The sequence below is a fragment of the Sphingobacterium sp. JUb20 genome, from assembly GCF_004342035.1.
GTDB classification, from domain to species: Bacteria; Bacteroidota; Bacteroidia; order Sphingobacteriales; family Sphingobacteriaceae; genus Sphingobacterium; species Sphingobacterium anhuiense.
The window spans coordinates 255,047-280,739 of the sequence record NZ_SLYV01000005.1; the positions used below are offsets into that span (position 1 = coordinate 255,047).

Annotated in this window: 22 protein-coding genes; 5 read left to right on the forward strand and 17 right to left on the reverse strand. The window is 37.6% G+C overall.

Annotation, left to right across the window (positions count from 1 at the left end):
- Positions 1 to 33: 33 nt before the first annotated feature.
- From EDF66_RS10435 to EDF66_RS10480, 10 genes are all read right to left on the reverse strand, one after another.
- Positions 34 to 999 (reverse strand): 2-hydroxyacid dehydrogenase, encoded by a 966-nt coding sequence (locus EDF66_RS10435; protein WP_207898584.1) that lies wholly within the window; start codon positions 997 to 999, stop codon positions 34 to 36.
- A gap of 33 nt (positions 1,000 to 1,032) precedes the next feature.
- Positions 1,033 to 1,518, reverse strand: coding sequence for a VOC family protein (locus tag EDF66_RS10440; RefSeq protein ID WP_132773946.1), 486 nt, complete (start codon positions 1,516 to 1,518; stop codon positions 1,033 to 1,035).
- Positions 1,519 to 1,540: 22 nt separating this feature from the next.
- Positions 1,541 to 2,707, reverse strand: a complete 1,167-nt coding sequence (locus tag EDF66_RS10445) for a mandelate racemase/muconate lactonizing enzyme family protein (protein WP_132842475.1) — start codon at positions 2,705 to 2,707, stop codon at positions 1,541 to 1,543.
- A gap of 186 nt (positions 2,708 to 2,893) precedes the next feature.
- The gene (locus EDF66_RS10450; protein ID WP_132842477.1) at positions 2,894 to 3,781 is read right to left on the reverse strand and encodes a sugar phosphate isomerase/epimerase family protein; all 888 of its coding nucleotides are present in this window, start codon (positions 3,779 to 3,781) and stop codon (positions 2,894 to 2,896) included.
- A 47-nt stretch (positions 3,782 to 3,828) separates the two neighbouring features.
- Positions 3,829 to 4,698, reverse strand: coding sequence for a ThuA domain-containing protein (locus tag EDF66_RS10455; protein WP_132842479.1), 870 nt, complete (start codon positions 4,696 to 4,698; stop codon positions 3,829 to 3,831).
- A 288-nt stretch (positions 4,699 to 4,986) separates the two neighbouring features.
- Positions 4,987 to 6,267 (reverse strand): MFS transporter, encoded by a 1,281-nt coding sequence (locus EDF66_RS10460; protein WP_132842481.1) that lies wholly within the window; start codon positions 6,265 to 6,267, stop codon positions 4,987 to 4,989.
- Positions 6,268 to 6,285: 18 nt separating this feature from the next.
- On the reverse strand, positions 6,286 to 8,439 hold the full coding sequence (locus tag EDF66_RS10465) for an FN3 associated domain-containing protein (RefSeq protein WP_132842483.1): 2,154 nt from the start codon (positions 8,437 to 8,439) through the stop codon (positions 6,286 to 6,288).
- A 7-nt stretch (positions 8,440 to 8,446) separates the two neighbouring features.
- Positions 8,447 to 9,472 (reverse strand): 6-bladed beta-propeller, encoded by a 1,026-nt coding sequence (locus tag EDF66_RS10470; RefSeq protein WP_132842485.1) that lies wholly within the window; start codon positions 9,470 to 9,472, stop codon positions 8,447 to 8,449.
- A gap of 11 nt (positions 9,473 to 9,483) precedes the next feature.
- A complete protein-coding gene (locus EDF66_RS10475) occupies positions 9,484 to 10,935 on the reverse strand; it encodes a DUF1501 domain-containing protein (RefSeq protein ID WP_132842487.1) in 1,452 nt (483 codons plus the stop codon).
- A gap of 3 nt (positions 10,936 to 10,938) precedes the next feature.
- Positions 10,939 to 13,260 (reverse strand): PSD1 and planctomycete cytochrome C domain-containing protein, encoded by a 2,322-nt coding sequence (locus tag EDF66_RS10480; RefSeq protein ID WP_132842489.1) that lies wholly within the window; start codon positions 13,258 to 13,260, stop codon positions 10,939 to 10,941.
- Positions 13,261 to 13,725: 465 nt separating this feature from the next.
- Between EDF66_RS10480 and EDF66_RS10485 the strand changes: the two genes are divergently transcribed.
- The 4 genes from EDF66_RS10485 to EDF66_RS10500 all read left to right on the forward strand — a co-directional run bounded on the left by EDF66_RS10485 (position 13,726) and on the right by EDF66_RS10500 (position 18,304).
- On the forward strand, positions 13,726 to 14,889 hold the full coding sequence (locus EDF66_RS10485) for a Gfo/Idh/MocA family protein (protein WP_132842490.1): 1,164 nt from the start codon (positions 13,726 to 13,728) through the stop codon (positions 14,887 to 14,889).
- Between the two features lie 2 nt (positions 14,890 to 14,891).
- A complete protein-coding gene (locus EDF66_RS10490; RefSeq protein ID WP_132842492.1) occupies positions 14,892 to 15,947 on the forward strand; it encodes a sugar phosphate isomerase/epimerase family protein in 1,056 nt (351 codons plus the stop codon).
- A 175-nt stretch (positions 15,948 to 16,122) separates the two neighbouring features.
- Positions 16,123 to 17,145 (forward strand): AraC family transcriptional regulator, encoded by a 1,023-nt coding sequence (locus EDF66_RS10495; protein ID WP_132842494.1) that lies wholly within the window; start codon positions 16,123 to 16,125, stop codon positions 17,143 to 17,145.
- Between the two features lie 253 nt (positions 17,146 to 17,398).
- Entirely contained in the window at positions 17,399 to 18,304 is a 906-nt protein-coding gene (locus EDF66_RS10500; RefSeq protein ID WP_132842496.1) for an AraC family transcriptional regulator, read from the forward strand.
- A 39-nt stretch (positions 18,305 to 18,343) separates the two neighbouring features.
- Here EDF66_RS10500 and EDF66_RS10505 read toward each other — a convergent pair whose 3' ends face one another.
- From EDF66_RS10505 to EDF66_RS10515, 3 genes are all read right to left on the reverse strand, one after another.
- A complete protein-coding gene (locus EDF66_RS10505) occupies positions 18,344 to 18,688 on the reverse strand; it encodes a hypothetical protein (protein ID WP_132773924.1) in 345 nt (114 codons plus the stop codon).
- Entirely contained in the window at positions 18,672 to 19,319 is a 648-nt protein-coding gene (locus tag EDF66_RS10510; protein ID WP_132773922.1) for a SatD family protein, read from the reverse strand. Before EDF66_RS10510 ends, EDF66_RS10505 begins: the two co-directional genes overlap by 17 nt.
- A 135-nt stretch (positions 19,320 to 19,454) precedes the next feature.
- Positions 19,455 to 20,597, reverse strand: coding sequence for a TlpA family protein disulfide reductase (locus tag EDF66_RS10515; RefSeq protein ID WP_165902417.1), 1,143 nt, complete (start codon positions 20,595 to 20,597; stop codon positions 19,455 to 19,457).
- 298 nt (positions 20,598 to 20,895) lie between these two features.
- Here EDF66_RS10515 and EDF66_RS10520 point away from each other — a divergent pair, with 298 nt between their 5' ends.
- Positions 20,896 to 21,963, forward strand: a complete 1,068-nt coding sequence (locus EDF66_RS10520; RefSeq protein ID WP_165902418.1) for a DUF4476 domain-containing protein — start codon at positions 20,896 to 20,898, stop codon at positions 21,961 to 21,963.
- 56 nt (positions 21,964 to 22,019) lie between these two features.
- Here the strand turns inward: EDF66_RS10520 and EDF66_RS10525 are convergent, their stop codons facing one another.
- From EDF66_RS10525 to EDF66_RS10540, 4 genes are all read right to left on the reverse strand, one after another.
- Positions 22,020 to 22,994 (reverse strand): alpha/beta fold hydrolase, encoded by a 975-nt coding sequence (locus tag EDF66_RS10525; protein ID WP_132842500.1) that lies wholly within the window; start codon positions 22,992 to 22,994, stop codon positions 22,020 to 22,022.
- Between the two features lie 259 nt (positions 22,995 to 23,253).
- Complete coding sequence (locus EDF66_RS10530; RefSeq protein ID WP_021190073.1) at positions 23,254 to 24,009, reverse strand: Ku protein; 756 nt, start codon at positions 24,007 to 24,009, stop codon at positions 23,254 to 23,256.
- A gap of 60 nt (positions 24,010 to 24,069) precedes the next feature.
- On the reverse strand, positions 24,070 to 24,261 hold the full coding sequence (locus tag EDF66_RS10535; protein ID WP_021190072.1) for a hypothetical protein: 192 nt from the start codon (positions 24,259 to 24,261) through the stop codon (positions 24,070 to 24,072).
- A 459-nt stretch (positions 24,262 to 24,720) separates the two neighbouring features.
- The gene (locus EDF66_RS10540) at positions 24,721 to 25,680 is read right to left on the reverse strand and encodes a YeiH family protein (RefSeq protein WP_132842502.1); all 960 of its coding nucleotides are present in this window, start codon (positions 25,678 to 25,680) and stop codon (positions 24,721 to 24,723) included.
- Between the last annotated feature and the right edge of the window lie 13 nt (positions 25,681 to 25,693).

Consider the following 25,693-nt stretch of genomic DNA (forward strand, 5'->3'; position numbering starts at 1 on the left):
TGCTACTTAACCTTTTTTATATCGCCGATACCCTTAAGCTTGCTTCTGTAGGGCACTCAAATTATAGACACTTCTACTTTCTGGTTTTTCGTCCCGTAAAAGCGCCAGTACATTGCTGATGGTATAGACGCACATGTGTCTATAGGTCGTAGCAGTAAGGCTACCGGAGTGCGGAGTAATGAGTGTATGTCGATGATCGACAAGTGCGTTCGGATGCTTTGGAGGTTCTTCTGGTAATACATCGGCAGCAAAACCTGCAAGGCTGTTTGTATTTAGTGCCTTTACAAGTGCTTCATGATCGATCAATGCTCCTCGGGCTGTGTTAATGAGTAAAGCCGTAGGTTTCATCAGATTGAGCTCCTGCGCACCCAATAAGGTTCCGATAACAGTAGTATAGGGGAGATGGAGACTGACAATATCGGCCTGTTGCAGGAGTTCTGTTTGTGTAACCTGTCGATAAGGAACATCTTTGGTAGATCGGCTTGAATATATGACCTTCATACCAAATGCATCAGCTAGTTTAGCCACACGTTGACCTATATTGCCCAGACCGATAATACCAAGGGTCTTTCCATGGAGCTCATCTCCGTTATATTGGTTACGCCAGTTCCAGTTGTTATTTTTTACTTGCTGAATGGACTCGTACAGGTTGCGTGTGAGCATAAGCATGAGGGCTAGTGTATGTTCTGCAATTGTTGAAGCATTGGATGCAGGAGCATGTATGATGCTGATATTGCGAGCAGTTGCTTCATGTACATCAATATTATCAAGTCCTACGCCACATCGGGCGACCGCCTGTAGGGCGGGACAAGCATCCAATAGTGCCTTGTTGATCTGACCCTTTCCACGGGTAATGATGGCGTTTATGGTGTATTTGTCAATTGCTTTCTGCAATGAAATACTGTCGTAGCCTGTCAGTACATTAACTTGATCTTGCAGCATGACTAAGGCTTCTTCAGCTATAGTTTCCAGTAATAAAACGTTTTTTTTGATTGTCATATGATGGGATTCCGCAGTACTCTTTATTGGCGTTTATTTATGATATAAGGTAGCTTCATCAGATTTGTATCCCCTGAAATCATTTCTATTGGAAATATAGATACCTTCTTCATAGAGATCGTCTTCTAGAATAAGTGGATCAATTTCACTGCCCGGTGCGGATGATATTTCGACGAGATTGCCTGCTGGGTCACGTAGAAAAAGCTGCATGGCACCATCTGGTAATTTTCTTACTTTCCCCCAGGGTGTAATATCGATCAGCTGGAGTTCTTTCATGCGAAAAAAAATCTTGTTAAAATCATCTACTTGAACGCAAATATGTCCGCGAAATGAAGGCGTATCTTCCCATTCCGAGAGATGAAGCTGTTGCTCATCATTAAATTTAAAAAACATCACAGGGTAATCAAATCTAAAGGCAGCAAGGGGTTCCAGACCCAGTTCGTTTTGATAAAATGCTGCTGCCTTTTCAAGATTATCTACGATAAGTGTAACGTGGTTGATTTTGATTGCCCGTGCCATATCTATTGATTTATTTTGTTAGTTAGATTTTCTGTTTAAACTCATGAATAAAATTCCAGTTGGGTGTTAGTCCCAGCCCTGGTGCTACTGGTGCCGCGATGACGCCATCAGTAACTGTAATCTGCTCTTGGACCAGATCATACATCATAGGATTGCCTCCAAGTGAAAACTCAATGATTGTTGCCGCTTGGGACGCAAATGCGACATGGAGCCCTGCCATAAATGAGAAAGCAGAACCCCAACAGTGCGGAGCAAGTTCTAATTGATAAACACTTGCTAGGTGTCCTACGCGCATGTTTTCGGAAATGCCTCCAATAATCGCTGCATCGGGCTGTAAAACATCTAGCGCTCTGACTTCAAGTAAATCGCGGATGTCAAAGCTTGTAAATTCACTTTCTCCTGCAGCTATGGGAATTGTAGTGGAAGCGCGGACTTCTGCTGTACCGTGTCTATTGTCGGGATTAATGGGTTCTTCAAACCAGTACAAATTACAATCTTCTACTCCTCGACAAAACTGTTTTGCTTCAGGTACACTAAAGGTACCGTGTGCATCTGTCATGAGCTTAATGTGAGGGCCGAGTGCTTTTCTTGCGGCTTTGACACGGTCAATACTGTTTTGGACAGTTTGATCCATGATACCGACACGCATTTTTACGGCATTAAATCCTTTAGCGACATAACTATTGAGCTGCTCGCCTATGTGATCAACCGGAGCCCAGCCACCACTGGCATACGCAGGCATTTGTTCACGACAGGCTCCGCCAAGAAGGTCCATAACAGGTACTCCCAACGCTTTACCTTTTAAATCCCACAGAGCGGTGTCGATACCGCTCATTGCGGCTACAGTCAATCCTCTTCGACCAAGGATGGGGAATCTTCGACCTCTCGTGAGTGCATAATGATCGCGTGTGCCGTTGTACATCTCCTCCCAAAGACGGTTTATATTTTTTGCATTTTTACCAATTAAAATGGGTTTTAATTCATTTTCAATGCAGCTTACTATGGATGCGCATACTCCAGATGATCCGACAGCTGCTTTTGCCTCTCCGAAACCTTGAAGACCATCTTCAGTGGTAATGACTACGAGTGTCATGTCGAAATTGGTTAGCAGACCGTAATCTGAAAAATGCTGTTTTTCTTTTGGTATAGGACATCGAAGCCAGAATGCTTCTACGTTTGTTATCTTCATTGTTACTATTGTTTATAATATGGTAAATAAAGCTATTTTACCGAATTTTAATATTGATTGCTCCTTAGTCTGTGATATCAAGTTCGATGAGTTATTCAATTGCATTGTTGCTGGTGTTGCGAAAAACTCATTTTATATTTTTGACTCCTGTTCGGATGTTGTAGTTTACAACATTTTTTATGACAGCTACTTAATAAGTTTGGACAAAGTTTCGAATGATTTCTGAGTGAGCATTGTATAAAAGTCTTCCGAAACTGATGCACTACCATGGTCTTCAAGAAATTTCTTTTGTTCCGGAGAGAGGTTTTCGGGATGCTCATCAATAGAATTGGGGTAAGGGTTTGCAGGAGTGCGGTCCAAAGGAGAACAAAATTCTACAGACAGCACTTCGTTATAACCAATCTGATCGAGTGTTTCAAGTATTTTACTCCAATTCAGCGTGCCCATTCCCGGAGCCATCCTATTGTTGTCGGCAACATGAAAGCCAACAAGTTTTCCTTTGGCTCGTTTGATTGCTTCATAGAGATCATCTTCTTCGATGTTCATATGAAAGGTGTCAAGACACACACCGCAATCGGGACCTACGGCCGCAGCAAGTGCTAGTGCTTGATCACCTCTGTTAACGAAATAGGTTTCAAATCTATTGATTGGTTCAATACCGATCAATACGCCTGATGACTGTGTGTAGTGATATACGTCTTGTAATGAGTCAATGGCCCATTGCCATTCTTCTTCGGGTCTGCCATCGGGTATGATTTTACCCACCGTACCGGGCACCACAGAGATAATGTGACCATCGAGTTCCTTAACCATGCGCGCCACATCTTTGACATATTGTATGGATTTGGAGCGCTGAGCTTCATCTTTAGCCAGTAAATTTCGATCTCCTAACATCAATGTGACAGAGCCCCAGCAGGATAATCCATATTGTTTTAAAAGTTTTCTGACCTCTTTAGTGTCATAATGTTCTGGACTGCCAGCAATTTCAATTTTAGTATAGCCTAAACTGGAGGCTCTGCGAATTGTTGTTTCTATTGTTTCGGATCGCATCCAGTTATGTATTGATAATTCCATAGGGTATATAATGTTTCGGATAAAATATATCGTGTGTATTGATGCTATTATTGTCTGTACGGAACATTGATATTTATTTTTCCTGCCCATTTTTTAGGCACAGGTTTTCCTAACGTCCAATGTATGGCATTAATCAGTAACCGCTGAAAACTTGCTACATTAAAATCATCTGGATGACCGAGTGTCGTGGTGAAAACTTTTCCTCCGGCAGCGGTTTGCCAGGTCCAAGCCACAGGGTTTTCAACTGCTTTTTTATCTGGATCTACAGCTGTCCCCATTAATAACCAAGTTGATCCTTTTGAAGGATAATCGGGTACTACATGATACAACCAGGAGCGTACATGAAATTTTGGATCTACTCCTGTTAAGATCGGATTTTTACTTTGTGTGGGAATAATGGATACTTCGGTACTGGAATTATGACCGTAATGGGTATGACCACCTTTGCCCCATCCTGGAGGACCTCCTAAAGCAAATTCACCAAAAGCATTCCATTTCTCTAAGGGATGTCCACTGGGATAATTAAAAGCATGTGTGCTGGTTCTGAAACCAATAACTGGCTTTCCGGATTTTAAATAATCGTCGATATGTTTAACTTGATCGGCAGGTAATCGTCTCCAACGAAGGTAGAATATAGCAAGATCGGCATCTTTTAGTGCTTCTAGTCCCGGGATATTTTCTTCTGAATTATAGTCAGGACTTGCTTTTAGTACCAAAGTTCGCATGCCATAGTTTTTCTCAAGTTCGGCAGCTAGCATAGGCAGGGTTTCTTCGCCACTGTATTCGTGGTCGCCCGTTACAAATACAACTAGAGGTTTTTTGACTGTTTTCTTTTTGCTTTGACCAGCCGATGGAGATACATTTGATAGCAATATGCCTATTGTAATTAAACATATAATGCTTTTTAGATGCTTCATTATGGTTTTATAATTAGGTTTAATTGTATAAACGAGGAACAAATAGTACTGTAGAAACCAGTTTGTTATGCCGTTCGGTTTAACTCAAATATATAAATAAAATAAACGTAAAACAAGATGAAACGACCGGAAATGTTGTCATTAAATACGGTCATGTATGGTCAACTATGAATTGTTTTTTTAAGTATATGACGTTTTATATGAAACGATGATCAGCTATATCTTAGCTTTAAATTGATAAAATGTAAGGGCTATTGATAGTATAGTCTTTGCGTTTTATTCAACTTTTTAATTCACTACACTGCCTATAGGCACCACCTCTTTCTTGTTTTTCATGTAAAGGTATAATCCTCCAAAAGCAAAGATCAATAGGATAGGAAGGATTAATGTGATCTGTAATACTTCGGGGCCAGCTAGGTTTTTAGCTGTTGTGTATGCCAAAGCTTCTGCTGTTCCTTCTGTTGCTGAACTATACAGGTCGAGATTGGAGCCAATGGGTAGATGCTTGATGATTAATCCGTCATAATAGCTGCCCATGATCATCGTATAGATGGAAACGGCAAACATGCCAGCTCCACCGATAAGATTTAAACCCAAAGCCCCAGACTGTGGAATATTTTCGGCAACAAAACCGATCATAGTTGGCCAGAAGTAACAAACACCGATACCAAAAATAATTGCTGCAAAGAAAACAGCGTTACCTGTAAAGCTACCAAGCATATATAAACCTGCTGCGGCAAAGATTGCTGAAAAAAGGAGTACACCTTGAGGGGCAAGTTTTTGAACAATTGGTTTTGCAAAAGCTCGGCCTATTACCATAATTCCGGTGGTGATAGTAAGTAATAAAATGGCGTTGTCGGTTACATTTTTAAGCAGTAAACTAATCCATTGACCGGTAAATAGTTCTGTAATAGCGGTCATAAACATACATAGAAATAGGAATAGAAATAAAGGAGAGCCTACTGCTTTGTACATGTCTGTAGTGGAATATCCTGAGGATACCCGTTCTGTAACCGGGAAATCCAGCTTTGAAAAAATATAGCCATAAATGACCGTTGGAATTAACATCATCCCAACTTGGAACTGCCATCCGATACCTAGATAGACAAATAGCGTGACCAATAAAGTACCTATCACAACACCTCCAGGAAACCAGAGATGGAAATAGTTGAGCCTAGTTGTTTTTTCTTGCGGATATAAGGCGGCCACTAATGGATTACAAGCGGCTTCAACCGTACCATTTGCAATACCAATTAATAGGGTGGAGAAAAATAAAGTCCAATACCCTTGTGCAAAGATGGTCAATACAATACCTGTCAAATGGAAAAGGAAAGCCATCACCAAAAGGCGTTTCATGCCGATGATGTCAACCACAAAACCACCGATCACGATGGCAAGTGGAAATCCCCAAAAAGCTGTAGCTGTGATGGTTCCCAACTGTGTGGCATTTAATTGAAAATCAATGCCGAGTTGATCCATCATACCCGCACGGATACCGAAAGAAAGCGAAGTGACTAAAAGAGCGAGACAACTTGCCCAAAATAGTTTAGATGTTTGAATTTGATGCATATAGTTAGGTTAAATTGATTAGTTTAAAAGTATTTCATCCATAAATATCCAAGCTGGTTGTCCTTTTCCGGCGTGCCATTCTGGTAGTTTTTTGAAGTTTTTACCTACAATTTTGATGCAGGAGATTGGTTGCGATTTAAATTTTACTTCCATCTTGATAAATGCATCTGCTTCATCTTTTTGTGGCATTGGATTTTTTACACGTTGCAATAAGCGCATGTTTTTTTCGTTAGTACCACCCCATACTTCAAGTTCCTGTGGGGGAAGGATATGTGTTTGGATTTTTTTCATCATGTTGATCGATATAGATTTGAGGGGTAGCTGTTCTTTGAAAAATAGCATTAGTGCCATGTTTTCATTGTAACCGATCCATTTGCCATTCTGGATGTCAAAGCTGCCGAGTTGTAAATCTGTCAACGTCTTCGGTCCGTCACCTTTATATTTTTCACTTGGCGCTACTATAAATGCAATGCTGTCGGGACTGTAGCGACTTTGATAAAAGTTAAAAGTCAAGACATCACTACCGTACCATCCGGTTTTATATGCTTTAGTTTTTAATGTAATGGACTCTTTAATTTCAATTTCTTTGTCGTAAAGAGGTGACTTTAAACTATCGGGTTCGGTTCCATCGGTTGTATACCTGATCTCTACACCGTTGATGGGGTGTTTAATCTGTAATGGTATTCTATTTTTGAAAATAGAAACGGTTGTACTTAAATGTGGCTGGTTTAGCTTTATGGGACTCTTTCCGTCGTCTTTAAAGCCTGTAATAATGCGAATTCCTTTTGCTAATTGTTTCAATTGGCCAATTTCATTTTCCTTTATATCAGTTCGCCATAATGATAGCTCTTTTAGGTTTTTCATAGCAAGAAGTTGCTTCACGGTATTGAAATTTACTGCTGTACCAGATAGAGATAGGGTATTTAACTGTTTTAATGGAAGTAAATGCTTCAGTCCGTCGCCTTTAATAGCTGTGAAGTTGAGATTCAGTTTGCGTAAATTTTCAAATGTGCTGATCGTTTTTAGGTCTTCGTCCTGCACAGGTAATCCGTTTAAGTTGAGAGATACAATCTGTCTTTTTATTTCTGTCAATTCTTTTAGGGCTTCTGGTTTGTAAATCGTTTTGTTATAGATATTAACAGACAGAGCAGGGGAGCCTTTATCGAGGATGGAAATAACCCGATAATCATTATTTAGTTTTTTGACCGTTGCCTCTGATGCCGCTGCAAAATCATATTGTTGTACCATTGAAGGTGATGGGCCTAACGTTGTAGAAGCCAGTATGCGTAAAGAATCTTGCTGTGGTAAATCGATTACTTTTTTATCCAATTGTGCATTTCCTTTTATCCAGAGGGTAAGCACAGCTATTTCTGTGGCAGTAAGCTCGGGCTTTCCTTTTGGGGGCATTCGTTTTTCATCTTCAACTGGAAGATGGAGGCGTTGCAATAATAAACTGATTTGGGGATTGCCGGGAACAAATAGTTTTCCATTTTTGCCACCTTTTAGCATAGATGCTGCGTCAGTGAGGTTTAAGCTTCCTTTTGCTTTTTCCATATTGTGGCAACTGGCGCATTTGGCTGTAAAAATAGGTAGAATCACGTCTTGATAGATCATCGCTTTCTCTATTGAGACTTTTTCTGGGGCGGGTGTGACAGGAGCGAGCACGAAATTTTCGCCATGGGTCAATATGGCTCCATAATGCCCCGTAAGAAGAAGTGAAATAATGGTGAGCACGGCAAACATCTTTGAAAGTGGAGAATTGTACCATGATTTTTCCCGTATCCAATAAATGAAAGAAGATATAAAGACAAGACTTACGCCGGTCCATTTGTGCCACTGTAAAGTACTTCCGCTGTAACCATCTTCTTGTGATAGTAATAAACCCATAATAACAGTTACAGTTGCTAGGAAAATACCACTTAGCAGTAGTCCCGATGTAAATTTGTGATATAGGGTTAATGTTGCATAGGATTTATTGTAACGAAAAATTTCAAGCAGCATCGCCAATAGCAATAGCACAATTGGAAAATGTAGTAGCATGGGATGCATTCTTCCAAATGATTGAAGCCATAGTGGTACCGAGATCTGTTTTCCAAATATTAATAAAAAGATGATAAAAATATTTAGCGCAAATAGTGCATGTTCTGTAAATCCTTTGAAGGTAATTTTCATATAAAAATTAGACTCGTGTAAATTTATAGGGATATACTTTTCCTGATGCCCATTGTGCTACGTAGATATTTTCGTCGTCATCGATGCAAACATCATGTGGGTTATGTAATATTTGTAATTCTTGGGCCATGGGCTGTAAGGTGCCATTGCTATATACTGGGACGGTACCTCCAATATTGGATATTACCTTATTGTTTTTGTCTAGAATCGTGACGAAACCACTGTCTGCTTTATTGAGATCAGGAGATCTTAAAACAGCAGCATAAAGATTTTCATTTTTGATGACTGGCCGGCAGATGCATGCTCCTGGTAATGCGATGACTTCTAGGAGATTGCCGTTCATATCAAAACGTTTAAAGCAGTTGCGTGTACGGTCAGTAACCAGTAAGGTCGGATTTCCACTTCTTTTATCTACGCAAACCCCATGAGCATTGTCCAAATGTTTTACTTCTTTTCCTCTTCCTCCAAAGTAGCCCTGTAGCTTTCCGTCAGCATTATAATGAAAGACATACTGCAAGCCATAACCATCGGCAATATAGAAATCGCCATTGTCTGCAACAGCGACTTCAGTCGGCACAAATTCTTCTTTTTTTTGATATAAACCGGTTTCCATAGGACAATCGATGGTTTTTAATATGTTGCCATATAATGTGGTTTTAAAAACCTGATGTCTATCGGTATCTGTAATAAATAGCGATTCTTGTTTGCCTTCATTGGCGATGGTCAATCCATGTGCACCTGGAAAATCATGGCCCCAGGAGCTTAATAATTTACCCGATTTGTTATAAATTAAGATATTATTTTTAGTTTCATTGGTTAATAGTATAATACGTCCTTTTTTATCTTGGACCATTTCATGGCAGTCATTTACTGGGTTTTTGAGCGGATTTAATTGTCCCCATTTGTTATCAAGTGTGTAGCGCATGTTATGATGGCCGTATATTGGACCTTTTGGTTTGGCCATCAGGTCCCTCATAATGAAGAAACTAGCAGATAAGGTTGCTGTATTTTTGATAAATGATCTTCTTTCCATAAAAAATAAGGTTATACTAAAATGTCATTGATTACTTTTCCTGCTACATCGGTTAATCTATAACGTCTGCCTAGATGTTTATAGGTGAGTTTTTCATGGTTTAATCCGAGCTGATGTAGGATTGTGGCATGAAAGTCATGCACATGAACAGGATTTTTGATGATATTATATCCTAGTTCATCGGATTCACCGTATACTATTCCTGGTTTGACTCCGCCACCTGCCATCCATATACTGAAGCAACGGGGATGATGATCACGCCCATAATTATCTTTGGTCATGGCGCCTTGGCTGTAATTGGTCCGTCCAAATTCTCCTCCCCAGATGACGAGTGTTTCATCCAATAGACCTCTTTGTTTGAGATCTGTAATTAATGCTGCCGATGCTTGGTCTACATCTTTTGCCTGACCTGCCATTTCTGAGGGGAGGTTACCATGTTGATCCCATCCTTGATGATAAAGTTGAACAAAACGGACTCCGTTTTCACTAAGTTTTCTTGCGAGTAGGCAATTGGCCGCAAAAGTACCGGGATTAAGGCAATCTGCACCATACAGTTTGATGATATCATCGGGTTCTTTAGAAAGATCGGTGACTTCTGGAACCGCGGTCTGCATCCGGTAGGCCATTTCATATTGCTGTACTTTGGCATTGATCTCTGGATCACCAAATTCCTGATAGGAGAGATCATTCATTTCAGCTAATTGATCAAGCATTTTTCTGCGTTCGAAGCGATTTAAGCCATCAGGGTCTTTTAGATAAAGCACCGGATCTTCACCACTGCTGAACTGTACGCCCTGATGGGTCGAGTCTAGAAAACCGTTGCTCCACAACTTGGAGTAGACACCCTGACCATTACCTTTTCCGCGTGATAATAATACGGTGTACGCCGGGAGGTTTTTATTTTCACTTCCTAGACCATAACTAAGCCAAGCACCCATACTGGGTCTGTTTCCTTGTTGTGCACCACTTTGAAAAAATGTCAGTGCGGGATCATGATTGATCGCTTCTGTGAACATAGATTTAATGATACAGATATCGTCAACAACTTTTGCTGTATGTGGAAATAAATCGCTGATCCATGCACGCGACTCTCCGTATTGTTTGAAATCATAGTAGGAACCTACTAAAGGGAATGACGCCTGATTGGCAGTCATACCTGTAAGCCTTTGTGCTCCCCGTATGGATTCAGGAAGCTCTTGACCCATCATTTCTCTGAGTTTGGGTTTATAATCGAAAGATTCGAGTTGTGATGGAGCCCCATTCTGAAAGAGGTAAATTACACGCTTTGCTTTAGGAGCAAAATCTGGAATACCCGATGGAAGTCCTGCTTGCTCAAAGCCTCCTTCAAATAGATCGGGAATGAGCAAAGACCCTAATGCTACACTGCCTAAGCCTAAACTTAGCTTTGAAAGGAATCGACGTCTATTGAAATTAAGACCATGTTCTAAAATATTTTTGTCCATAATTTAGGATTTTGTAATGGTTTCTTCTAAATTGTATATAATGGTAATTACGCCCATTAACGCAGCAAGTTGTGTCTTATTGACTTTCTGATCTATAGGAAACTCTCCCACAGCCAAGACTTTATCACCATTTGCTTTTTGTTTGAATGTATTTAACTGGTCGGCATAATAAGTTGTTAACCGTTTTATTTCTTGTTCCTTGGGTTTACGGCAGACTATGCGACGAAATGCGGTTATTATTTTGGTCTCCGGAGTTCCTTTGTCTTGTAGTAAGCGAGCGGCCAGTACGCGAGAAGCTTCAAGTACGGTTGGATCATTCAACATCGCAAGTGCTTGAAGAGGAGTGTTGGTATTAAGCCGCTTAACTTCACACTGATCTCTATTACTGGCATCGAAAATGGCCATCACTGGAGGAGGTACCGTTCTTTTTATGAATGTGTATAATCCTCGTCGGTATAAACTTGCCTGATGGTCTTGTCGGTATGAGGCCAATAATCCACGACCTGATGTGGCCGCTTCCCATAGCCCTGCCGGCTGATAGGGTTTGACACTTGGACCACCGATGGTTGGAACCAACAATCCGCTACTGGATAAGACGACATCACGGACATGTTCTGCCGGAATACGGTAACGGGGAGCACGAGCAAGAAAAATGTTGTCGGGGTCAACGTTGAATTTGTCAGGATCTACTACCGCAGATTGTCTATATGTTGCTGAGAGGACGATCTGCTTAACCAGCCGCTTAATGTTCCAACCGTTATTCATAAAATCAACTGCTAGCCAATCTAATAATTCTGGATGTGAAGGTAATTCTCCCTGCATTCCAAAATCTCCTGATGTTTTGACCAGGCCTCTTCCAAAATATTCCTGCCATACCTGATTAACAAATACACGGGAGGTCAATGGATTTTGTTTATCAAATAACCACTGTGTTAAACCAAGTCTGTTTTTAGGGTATTTTTCACTAAATCCCAATACTGACTTAGGTGTGCTTGCCTGTACGACTTCTCCGTGGGCATCATACACACCTCTGTTGAGTACGTAGGTTTTACGGAGGGTGTCTTGATCACCCATCACAGATACGATCAACTTATTGGTATCTTGTTTGTTGACAAACTTTAGGATGTCTTGGACATCAGCATTACTGATTTCCATGAATGGTTTTTTAGCGAATGTCTCCGGCCCACCAACCGTTGATTCGAGTCCCACTTCTTTGACATTATTGAAGAAAGCGGTCATTTGAAAATATTCTTTTTGTGAGAAGGGATCATATTTATGATCATGACACTGTGCACACTCTAAGGTGATTCCTAAGATTGCTTTTCCAAGTGTATTTGTTCGATCTTTTACATACTCTACACGGTATTCTTCATCGATTACACCACCTTCTTCTGTTATTTTATGGTTTCGGTTAAAAGCTGTTGCTAAAACCTGTTCTTTAGAGGATTGAGGCATCAGGTCGCCCGCGAGTTGCCAGCTGATAAATTTATTATAAGGAGTATTGTTGTTAAAAGCGTGAATAACCCAGTCTCTCCATGGCCACTGGCTACGGTAATTGTCGTCTTGGTAACCGTGCGAATCTGCATATCTGGAAACATCCATCCAGTGTAAAGCCATCCGTTCTCCATAAGCAGTGCTTGCCAGTAGGGTTTCTATTACCTTTTCGTAGGCATTGGGACTGTTGTCTGCCATAAATTTATCCATCATCTGCAATGATGGAGGTAGCCCCGTAATATCCAAACTAACTCTTCTAAGTAATCGTTCTTTGTCGGCTTCGGGATTTGGTGCTATTTTTTTATGTTCCAGTTTATCAAGTACAAAATAATCGATTTCATTTTTTACCCATGTTGTGTTTTTTACTTTGGGAATCGCAGGCTTTTTGGGTGCTGTGAAGGCCCAATGTTTTTCATATTTAGCACCTTGTTTGATCCACTTCTCAATAATAGCGATTTCTGTTGCGGTTAAAGTGAGGTTTGTAGCTATGGGTGGCATTATATAAGATGTGTCTTTTGATGAGATTCTCAAAAATACTTCAGAATTTTTTGGTTCAAATGGTACAATACCGTGCGCTGCGGCATTACTCTTTAATGCTTTATAGGCTTCTTCAGGTATATCGAGGCGTAAATCTGCATCGCGTTTATTTGCATCGGGACCATGACAAGCAAAGCATTTATCGGAAAGAATAGGTCTGACATGAAAATTATAGCTGATACTGTCAGGTATAGGTTCTTCACTCATCTGATTTGATGACGGTCTATGGCATGCCTGTATCATATATATACAAGCGAAGATCACGAGCATAGAATAAATAGGTCTTCGATACATATTTACGAGTTGTTAGTACTTGCGTGTGATACGCAATTGGTTTGCTTGTTTATAATTGGTGACTTTTATAAATCACTGGTTTAATCAAATTTAATCAGATCAAACTGGAGAATCTGACTCAATATTACCCCAAACTAATGTTATATGAACATTCTTGTGAGATCGTGTTGCAATAATGCGTTCAAACTTATTTAAAGCCCATCTTTAGGTTTGTAACTTATTTGTTGAAATTTATTTAGGTTAATATTTGCCTGTTTTCTATTAATATAATGAATTAATTACATGCTGTTTAGCGGTATCTTTATTTTTATTAGTTTGTTTAATCAATCAAAACCATCATTTACTTTGTAGAGGCTGTGAAAAATTGTCTTTCAGAAATGAAAATAAACCTGGGGTAAAATAGTATCTATTGAAAATTAAAAGTAGAAATAGTATCAATACATCAAAAAATATTAAACCAATAAAATGAATAGAAAACTACGAATGGGAATGGTCGGTGGAGGCAAGGATGCTTTCATCGGTGCAATACATCGAATTGCGGCTCATATGGACGGATTAGTAGAGGTCGTTTGCGGAGCTTTAAGTATTAATCCTGAAATAGCTAAGGAGAGCGGAAAAGCGTTATTTCTTCCTGAAAACCGAACTTATCTCAATTTTGAAGAAATGATTGAGAAGGAGCGGCAATTACCTGCTGATGAACGTATGGATTTTGTGACAATCGTGACACCTAATTTTGCGCATTTCGCCCCTGCTATGTTGGCATTGGATAATGGCTTCCATGTCGTTATTGAAAAACCGATAACTTTTAGTCTAGACGAAGCTCTACAGTTGAAAAAGAAGGTAGAAGAAACGGGCTTGCTTCTGATGTTGACACATACTTATTCTGGATACCCTATGGTAAAGCAGGCTAAGCAGATGGTTGAAGATAATGCTTTTGGTAAAATCCGTAAAATATATGTGGAATATCCGCAAGGATGGCTAAGTACGCTCACCGAACGTGAAGGTAATGCAGGTGCCGCTTGGCGAACTGACCCGACAAAATCAGGGAAAAGTGGAGCTATGGGTGATATCGGTACCCATGCAGCACATTTAGCGGAGTATATTTCTGGTTTGAAAATATCACATCTTTGTGCAGATCTGAATACGATGGTAGAGGGACGAAGATTGGAAGATGATGGAAATGTTTTGTTGAAATTTGACAATGGTGCCGCTGGTGTACTTATGGCTTCTCAGGTCGCTGCAGGTGAAGAAAATGCATTAAAGATTCGTATATATGGTGAAAAAGGCGGAATTGAATGGGCTCAGATGGAGCCCAACACTTTACTTGTAAAATGGCATACAGAACCCACCCAAACGTATCGGGCAGGAACAAATGGTTTTCTTTCTGATATTGCGAAATTTAATTGCAGAACACCTGCCGGACATCCAGAGGGATATCTTGAAGCGTTCGCAAATTTGTATCGTAGTTTCTCGTTGACTTTATCGGCGCGATTGGATGGTGAGAATCCTTCAGATTTATTAGATTTTCCTTCAGTCGATGAGGGTATCAGAGGAATGGCTTTTATTGATACGGTTATTAAAAGTGGTGATAGTAATGAAAAATGGACTGTTTTTGAAATAAATAATTAGAAATGCAAACACTTAAAGGACCTGGTATATTTTTAGCGCAATTTTTGGGAGAAAATCCTCCATTTGATAATTTAGAATCCATTTGTCAGTGGGCGCAAAAGATTGGATTTAAAGGCGTACAGATACCAACTTGGGCAACTTCTTATTTTGACCTGCAACTTGCTGCTGAAAGCAAGGATTATGCACAAGAGATAAAAGGGATTGTCAATAGCTATGGACTCGAAGTAACAGAGTTGAGTACACATCTCCAAGGACAATTGGTTGCAGTACATCCGGTATATGATGATCAGTTTGATGGTTTTGCTCCCGAAAAGTATCATAAAAATCCTAAGGCAAGAACAGAATGGGCAGTAGAGCAGGTGAAATATGCTGCTAAAGCTTCTCAGCATATGGGTTTAGATGCCGTTGCGACCTTCAGTGGTGCTCTTTTATGGCATACGGTTTATCCTTGGCCTCAGCGTCCTAATGGATTAGTTGAAACCGGTTTTAATGAATTGGCAAAGCGTTGGCTTCCAATCTTAAATGTTTACGAGGATTACGGGATTGATCTTTGTTATGAAATCCATCCTGGAGAAGATTTACATGATGGGGTAAGTTATGAGCGTTTTCTTGAAAAGGTAAATAACCATGCGAGAGCCTGTTTATTGTATGATCCTTCGCACTTTGTTTTACAAGCAATGGATTACCTGTCTTATATCGATCATTATCATGAACGGATTAAGATGTTTCATGTCAAAGATGCCGAGTTTAATCCAACAGGTAAGCAAGGTGTATACGGCGGATATTCCAATTGGATAGACCGCGCAGGCCGTTTTCGTTCGCTTGGTGATGGACAGGTAGACTTTAAATCGATATTCAGTAAACTGGCAGCTTATGATTATAAAGGATGGGCTGTGATGGAGTGGGAATGTGCACTGAAACATCCTGAGGATGGTGCAATAGAAGGTGCTAAATTTATTGCCGATCACATCATTCACGTTACAGATAAGGCTTTTGACGATTTTGCTTCAACAGGGAGTGATGAAGCTTACAATAGAAAATTGATTGGATTGGGTTAGTCTATTTTTATTCATAAATCTTTAATAAGGGGTGTCTATTATTTTTAATAGACACCCCTTATTCGTATTCCTTAAATTGTTTTTACGTGTCGATGTGTAATATTATCGTCGCATTTTTGGAATGATAGTCAAATGATGATTAAATTTAGAAGATCGATGCCAATTGGATTAATTTATGAGAAAAACGCAAATAAAGAATTTTTATGATTACTATCAGCCTGATCGTTGTGAACCGTTAATTCATGCTTCGGAAAACGGGGCCGTGCAGATGAAAGGTCTTAGTCGATTTGATTATCCAGGACAGGAATTACCGGATGCTATTTTGCCGGGAATTTATAGTATGGGTTATTGGGATGCTAAAACTGATCAGAACTGGGGGTTGGACTGGCATCGGAATGAAGGAATAGAATTTTCGTTTATGGAGTCTGGTAGTTTATATTTTTCTACTGAAAGTGAGACTGTTCATCTTCACCCCGGTAGCTTAACCATAACTAAACCGTGGCAATTACATAAGGTCGGTAATCCGATCGTAACGATAGGTAAGCAATACTGGATTATTATTGATGTTGGTGTGAGGCAACCTCATCAAGAATGGAAGTGGCCTGACTGGATCATTCTTTCAAAAGAAGATTTAGAATATCTGACAAAGATCTTACGTGAGAATGATGTTAGGGTTTGGCAATCGGATAAGAAAATACAAGAATGTTTTATCGAGATAGGGAAGTGTCTGGATCATGCGGAAATAGAAATTCCGCAATCTAGGCTCAATATCTTAATCAACAGCTTATTGCTAGAGATCTTAAGTCTCTTTAAAAAGGGGGATATTGAGTTTGACCAATCGTTAACACACAATCTAAGAACTGTTGAAATCTTTTTAAACCACTTGCGTACTGATTTTGAAAAATCATGGACACTTGAAGATATGGCTGAACACTGTGGACTTGGAAAAACGAGTCTATCAAAATATTGTAAGCATTTAACAAATATGACTCCTGTCAATTATTTAATTAATATCAGATTGGAAGCTGCGGCAAAAATGCTGATTGATCAGGAGGAAGAACATGTGGCCAACCTTGGTTATTCTTGTGGTTTTACTAGTTCTCAATATTTTGCTACTGCCTTTAAAAAAAGATTTAAGTGCAGTCCGAGCGAGTACCGCAACAGATTTAATAATGGATATGTGGGAAAGATTGCTTAAATTCTGATTTCTATTTATGAAAGCGGAATTGTGGTTTTTGATGGATGAAAATATGTTCATTATTTAACAACGATATATATTAAACATGTCGCATATTTTTTAGTGCTATTTTTAGCGTTGTCAATACATTTTTTTATTCTTTAGTTTAGTGGCGCTATAAGTCGATAGAAATTATAAGGAGGGAAAATGTGCAACATGTGATTGTAAATAGGGAATTTAATCACCAACTAAACCACCAATAAGATCAATTAATATGAAAGTACTTCCATTTACTTTGCTAATACCTGATGGTAAGAGTATGCTATCGGAAAGGGTTGAATTGCCACATTTTTATCAGCATATGCATCATCATAATGAATATGAAATTACTTGGGTTGAACAAGGTGAAGGAACTTTGCTAGTTGGAAATAATATGCATAGTTTTCGTTCAGGAGATATTTTTCTAATTGGAACAAATGTCCCTCATGTATTTAAATCTAATCCGGAATATTTCAAAATGAAAGATCGGTTAAAAGTAAAGGCATGTTCATTATACTTTAATCTTTCGGGGATATTATCAGGTCTATTCCAATTGCCAGAGATGTATGTGTTACGTTCGTTTTTAAATCAGAATAAGCAAGGTTTTCAGATACCAGGCAGGTATACAGCCGATATTGCAAATCTAATGCTCCGACTTCATAATGCTAGTGGTGTGGATGTACTGTTACAGTTACTTGTCTTATTGAACCAATTGAAAGAAATGTCACCTCATTTATTACCATTAAGCAACGATGTGTATTCGTCTGATCTTAATGCGAATGAAGGAGTGCGATTTGATGCTATTATCAATTATATCATGCAAAACTTTAATAGTCAGATTACTTTAGAGGATGTTGCAAATGAGGCACATATGACACCTCAGGCTTTTTGCCGTTATTTTAAAAAACATACCGGAAATACTTTTGTTACCTTTCTTAATGAGATCAGAATTAATGATGCCTGCAAAAGCTTATTGACAGGAAAACATAAGGACCGTATATCTGGCGTTGCATATCAAGTGGGATTTAATAGCTTGACAAATTTTAACCGGGCTTTTAAAAGTGTGGTTGGGCAATCACCAAAAGCTTATATAAATGCCTATCATCATGTTAGCAAAGGAAGTTCTCTGACAACTGTCTAATTTTTTCTTTAGATTTGGATGGCAGTGCAATGATCAATTTTACTTAAATAATGTATAATAGAATATGCTTAAGGCTACAGAAATTAAATTTCCGATCAGATAATAGTCATTATAAGCCGCTTCTTTTTTGATGTTTTCAGGAGTGTCTTCTTTATCCGCGCGTTTAAGTCTCGTTCCTAATTTTAAAGCGCCAAAGAGTGTGAGCACATGTGGAAAACCTTGACATAAACTATAAGTCATAAATAAACGTTCCAAAATACCTTTTACTGTAGATTTAGGATCAAACTTTTTGTTGTTGACCGATTTAGGCGTGAAAAGCCAAAATAGAAGACTAAGAAGGACTTCTGAAAAAAGAATGATTATTATTTTATAAACGAAGTGCATGGGGCAGTTTACTTATTGATTTTAAAATTGTTTTAGTTGCTTCATAAGATGAAATATTTAAAGTTTTCTCACGTTTCCAAATCTGCGATCTTGTTTTATTTATTTTTTCAGCAACAATCTTATAATCATTAAATTTAATAAATGCAGAGATTAAATTATAATCTTTCTCGGGATTCCATTTGTCAATGATATTTTCGAAGATAAGAAATGTATTGTTTAGAAGAGAGTCTAAATTAATATCTCCGATCTGTATGTAAAATCTTTGAGAATTGGTCTTCATACTGTTGAGTTTGTATCGTGCATCGCGTAATCCTTCACCTAACATTTCATAGGCAATTCTCTTATTAATGTTGGTTTCAATATCACCGTAAATAAGCACGTAGCGTAATTGAAAATCAAACCCTTGTATGATAATTTCTTCTTCTAGTGCAATAATGATATTTAATGCTGTTTCTAAATCCTTTGTTAGTCCCTGAAATTCATCGCCAAGTGTGATGGTAAGCGGAGATAATAGACTGTTTTCATAATCATGATTGATTTTGCTTACTGTTTCTTTAAAGTTTTGCATCAACAATGCTTGATTTTTTTGACCGCTTCCAATCACATCGCTCATCAATATAAAGTGTTTCATGATAAATGATTTTTATTACTTTATGTCAAATATAATGAAACAAAGTGTTTTATTTCATTAAAAATGAAATTACAAAAAACATGGAAGCATTTTTTTAATAGCTCTTGACCATGACTTATTAGTATTTTGAAATGTTTATGAGTTTTCTTTAAGTATATTTTCTAATAATGTTGTTAGATGTTCTATTTTGATATTACCATTCACAATCCGATTGGTTCTCATATCGACTAGAATATAACGAGGGTATGACACTATGCCGGCTTCAACTTGGAAAGCCGGGTATTGCTTTGAATCTAACCAATAATTGATAAAGTTAAAATTGTGGTTTTGTAAATATAATCTCCAATCCTGCATTTTACTGTCCATCGATATGCTTATAAACTTTAATTGACTTTGATCTGCATATGCTTTTGATATTCTTGAGAATTCGGGATGTTGCTGTCTACAAGGGCCACATGCAGTGTGCCAAAAATCAATAACTAGATAGTTTGAATTACCACTAACTTCTTTTAGACTTTTAACCTTATTATTTTGCGATGTTAATGTGATTAAAGGAAATAGAGCGTTTTTCTTATCACTATAGGTTAAAACCATGTTGTCATAGGCATTATAGAGTAAGGTTGCTTTTTTACTTCCAATAGTTGCAGTATCGATGCGTAAAACCGTGTTTAAAATTTGTTCTCGATTTTTGTATACATGCCCCGAATTTACATAGTAAAACGAGGGGTTAGCTATCATAGATAATAACATCTCATAGGATACCAATGATTGAGGATAATTATTCAAAATAATTAAATATTGCGCTAGTTTGTTACGATCCCATTCTTCTTGACGGCTATTATCAGTTTGTAATAGCGGATCGCCAAATTCCCTATTTATTGCTACGATTTTTTGCATCTTCTCATTTAAAATCGAATTTTTAACATATATAATTTTTGTGTCATTATCGATACTGCAGTTTATATTTTTACGATCAATAATTACGGAGATTAAATCTCTATTGGGATTAATGTCCCCATTGCTAAAAGCTATATTTAATGCATTAAAATCTTTATAAATCGAATCAGAAACGATAAAAGTTTCTGAACCCGAAATATCTTTCGTTATTTCTTTTTTTAGTTTAAAGCTAAAACGCTTATTGACAATTTGCTGCTGATCTAATTTGCTACCTTCATATAACCGATAAATATATTTCGGAATAGGATTTTTTCCATAAATATTGCCATAAATGGTCACTTCTTGTGCTTGCGCAGTTACCTGACAAAAAATAATAAACAAGATAATTTTGACTACTTGTGTCATATATTAATAGGATTTTATATTGGTTTATAATGATATATTTCTTATCACTAAATGAATATAAAGATTAAATTTCACTATATCTCATTAATGGGGAAATTTAGTTGTATAATATATTGATTATTAAAGATGACGAGAGATCTAAATGAATGAAATTTTTAAATAAAGCATTTTTAATAAGAATGCCAATCAATCATCTCTATTAAAATAAATTGTTACTTGCGTTAATCCTTTTATATTTATGTCTGTCGAATATAGACACCATCAATCCTTTTTTATGTTAAAGAAATCTTATTTAATTGCTGTTTTTTTGTTTTGCTTTTGCCTTGTTCACGGTCAAAATCGAAGTAGTCGAGGAGGAAATGTAACTGTATTTTCGGATCAGGAAGCATTCTACTTATACATCAATGGAATTCAGTATAACGAACGGCCCACGAAACAAATCAGAGTGGAGCGGATGAAAGACCATAGCTACGATATTCAGGTTGATTTTGTCGGAAGAGAAAAATCGACACTTTTAAAAAGGGGTATTTCAATGGTTAATGAAGAAGGTTCTTTTTTGGATTTGACTTATTTGGCTAATGCTTCCAGAAGTAACAGAACTCGTAGTTTGACTTTGTATGCTTTATTTCCTGCAGAAGAGGATATGCCTGACTCGCGTACAGCACATGTATTTATTTACGGTCGCCCTAAGCAAATGATTGAGGGAGAGTTTGATCCAGGATCTGGTGGTGATGATTATTATGGAGAACACATGACGAATGCAGAGTTTAATGCTTTTTTGAAAACGATAGATCAAGCTGGATTCGATAATGACAAATTGAAAATAGCTGGTATGACTGCTCCTCAGGTTGCATTTTCGGTGAATCAAATCAGAGAGGTACTTAAGAAGTTTTCTTGGGATGAGGGTAAGATTGCTTTTGCAAAAATGGCCTATCCTAATTGCCCGGAAAAAAGAAACTATATGAACTTAACTGATCAACTTGCTTTTGGAGATAGTAAAAATAAATTGATGGATTTTATAAAAAATCAACCTGTCGATCGTGATTATCTGGAGAGAATGACTGAGGTTGAGCTGAATGATCTGATTAAAGCAATGAGACAGAATGGATTTGATGACGATAAACTTAAAGTACTCGGAACTGTAAGTGGAAAGGTCGCTTTTCCTGTTGCTTCGATTAAAAGAATTCTCAAAGAACTAAGTTGGGATCAGGGAAAGCTATCTGCAGCACAAAAGCTGTATCCGAATTGTATAGATAAACGTAATTATGCAACCTTGTTAGAAGAGTTTACTTTCTTGGATTACAAAGATAAATTCACAGCATTTGTGAGAAATCAAAAATAAGTGAAGCTCTAATCAAATAAGGATCGCTAAATATAGTGATCCTTATTTTTTGAGACTTAAGGATGCTCAGTCAAAGAGATCGATTCAAAAGGCAATTTACTTTCAAGCCATTGTAAGATTTCGATATATACCTTTTCTTTGATCGATTCATTGAGAAGTTCATGACGCATCATCGGATGCAGATGGTATTTTACATCCAGATTGCCGTGATCAATAAGATCTTCAGCGGTCTTAATAACACCTTTTCCAAAATTACCTATAGGATCTTCTTCACCGCTTTCTAATAGAAATGGAAGTTGATTTGGAATGCCATCCGTCCAGTTTGGACCGGAACCACGATTGGCAACATATGCAGTCGCATAAAAAGCGTTGTTGGAAAATGGAATTCCACATAGTGTATCAGCTAAAAAATGGTCACGGTTTTCTTTTGCTAAACTCAACCAGTTGCTATTTTTTTGGTTAGGTTCATTTTTAAATTTTTTATTATTAAATGCACCAAATGAATAGTTAATAAAACTTGATCTGGTTTTAGGAAACATTTTGTTCAATAAAGCGAGTAGTCTTTCTCCTACAACAGCGGATTTATCCATTGTACCTGTACCGATGAGTACGGCTCCATGGAATAGATCACCAATTTCTTGTAAAACACAACGGGTAATAAAAGAACCCATAGAATGTCCTATAATAAAATGTGGTAGATCGGGATACTGTTTTGCAATTAATTTTGCCATCTCAATACCATCGTCTACTAATCTAACTCCCGGGTTTTCGCGTTGTATAAATCCTAATGCATCTTTATTTTTAACGGAGCGACCATGTCCCAGATGATCATAGGTCATTACTAAAAAGCCGTTTGTTGCGAGAAATCTTGCAAAATCATCATAACGTCCACTATGTTCCTGCATGCCGTGCAATATGAGTATTGTTGCTTTGGCTTTTTTTTCCGTGGGGAAGTAAAGAGTTTTAAAGATGTCATGTGTACCGCCTATGGTATCTGTAATCTCATGAAAACTAGATTCAAGATGTATCATGTTTAATAAATCAATTGGGGTAAATCCTAAAAATATCTATTTAAAATGCTTGATGCTTGATCTTTAATCCAAAATTATGGCCTGTTGATTCACAAACAATAAACAGATGTAAGATAAGTCTTTTTTACCTAATTCTAGAAATTGTCTTTTATAGATGATTGAGAATGCTTGTGAAATTATGATTTATTGATAAGACGTTTCTTACGCTGAGATAACATGTATTTTTTATTCAAAAGTTCTTTTCGTAAAATATGGTCATTTATGCGAGACTTGCTTTTAGCTTGGCGAGTAGATCGCTGGCCTTCGTATTGTCTATACTAATTTTTCTGATTGTTGCTCTTTTTCCTTTATCTTTTTGTTTGATTATTTTTAGCAGATCTTCAGTATATTCATTCTTGTATTTACTGATGTCAAATGGTTTGCTATGTTGTTTTATGAGTTGAAGAGCCATATCCATTTCATTCTTCTGAATTTTGATTGTAGTGGGTAACTTTAACTCAGAAATAGCCCTAATCTCTTGCTCATATCGGATCTTATTAAGCAATAATGTGCCCTTGTAGGGTCTGACTATGGCAAGGTGTTCAACATTGCGCATGACGAATGATCCAAGTCCAGCAGTTTTACTCTTTTCAAGTGCTTTTGTGAGTAATTGATACGCTTTTTCGCCACCTTTTTGAGGTTCAAGATAATAAGGAGTGTCAAAATAGATGCTATCAACTTCGTTGAGTTGTACAAAAGCATGTAAGCCAATAATCTTTGTTTTTTCTGGACTCGCTTCTTCAAAGTCAGCATCTTCTAAGATGACATAATGATCTTTAAGAAAATATCCTTTCACAATGTTTTCCCAAACAACTTCTTTTCCGGTTTTTTCGTTTACTCTTTTAAATTTAATATTAGCTTGGTCTTTACGATCGAGCATATCCAGATCTAGACTGCTACTTTCCGTAGCACTGTATAATTTTACTGGAATATTAACGAGCCCAAATCCTATAGCTCCCGTCCAAATAGCGCGCATAGTGAATGAATTTTACTGTTTACAACTAGGAATTAAATTCTTTAAAAGTTTATTTCCAGTTTATAGGGAGCAAGTCTGTTTTAGCCTCCTTAATACTTGATCGATGTATTCCGGAAATTGCGTTAAGGCTTCTCTTAGGTGTCGTTCGCCTTCTATAAATCCTTCTCTTCGTGCAATTTCTAGCGCCGAAAGGTATACTTTTTCAAGATAACCCTCTGGCATTTGTACAGAATCTAAGTCAGTGTTGCTCATAGCTTTAAAATTAAATATTGATGTTTTTCGTTGTTGACTGATTTGGTATAGCTTTAAATAAATGATAACTGCTATCCTTTAAATATATAACATATTGATCTGTAAATGGTTTTAATTTAATATGTTATTTTTAAATTGTTTTACGGATTATTTTGATGTAAAAGTTTTACTAAACTAAAGATGGTATTTATCAAAATTTACAATTATTTATCTTCTAAATGTCGCGAAAATACTAGACAATAATTTGTATAGTATCGATGGGTATATGTGAAGATTTTGAGCAGTATAAGGGAACTGACTGAATAATGGAATGGCAGGTAAAAGCATAATCGATAAGAATCGGTTTAGGCTGTTTCGATAAATGAAAAGAGTTGAATAATGCTTATACCGTACATAATCTTCTGCGTTCCTTTTTAAGAAATTTAGATTTACTGTTCTCTTCATTTATGATGGGAAAAATTAAAAAAAGTAAAGTACAGCCCCTAAAGAAAGCAGGGAAATGATGACCCAAAGTATTATTCCTTGAAGTAATGGTTTGATACCCATCTCGATAATGAGTTTACGGCTTAGTCCACAACCTATTAGAAAAAGAGTTAGTGTTAAACCTGTTTTTGCAAAAGAAGTAATGATATGCTGATAGTTATGGATGCTTGGTATATAACTATTTGCCAACATGGCTACTACAAAAAGTCCTATAAACCACGGAATTTTTACTTTTGGATCATTGGTTTTAAACAAATAAGCTGCTAAAAAAGCAACAGGTATGATCCATAATGCTCTACCTAATTTAGCTGTTGTTGCTATTGCTAATGCCTCAGGACCATATTTATTGGCAGCGCCGACTACCGAGCTGGTGTCATGAATAGCGATAGCACTCCATATTCCGAATTGAAGTTGAGAAAGATCAAGCGCATGTCCAACTGCAGGAAATATAAACAGTGCAGCAGCATTAAGGGTAAATATAGTCCCTAATGCAATAGAAAGTTGTTTTTCTTGTACTCTGATAACAGGGGAAATAGCCGCTATTGCGCTTCCACCACAAATAGCTGTGCCGACAGCTATTAGGAAAGATGTTTTATTTTCTATTTTCAAAAGTTTACCAAGGAGATAACCAATAATTAATGTAAATGAGAGGAAGGTCAACGTAAATAGAAAACTTGTTTTTCCTGTTTCTAGCGCTTTGTCTACTTGCATGCCAAAACCTAAGCCCACCACAGAAGCCTGTAATAAAATATGTGTTACTTTTTGATTGAGATGGAGGTAAGGATGCCCAACTGTTTGGGCAATAATTATTCCTAGTAGGAGTGCTATAGGAGGTGAGATGAGTGCTGGTATACAGCAAGAGATAGCTATTGTTACAAATATAATTTGTTGGAGACGATTATTCTTTCGAAGTACTATTTTGTCTTTTATTTCCATCCTTATCCTTTCG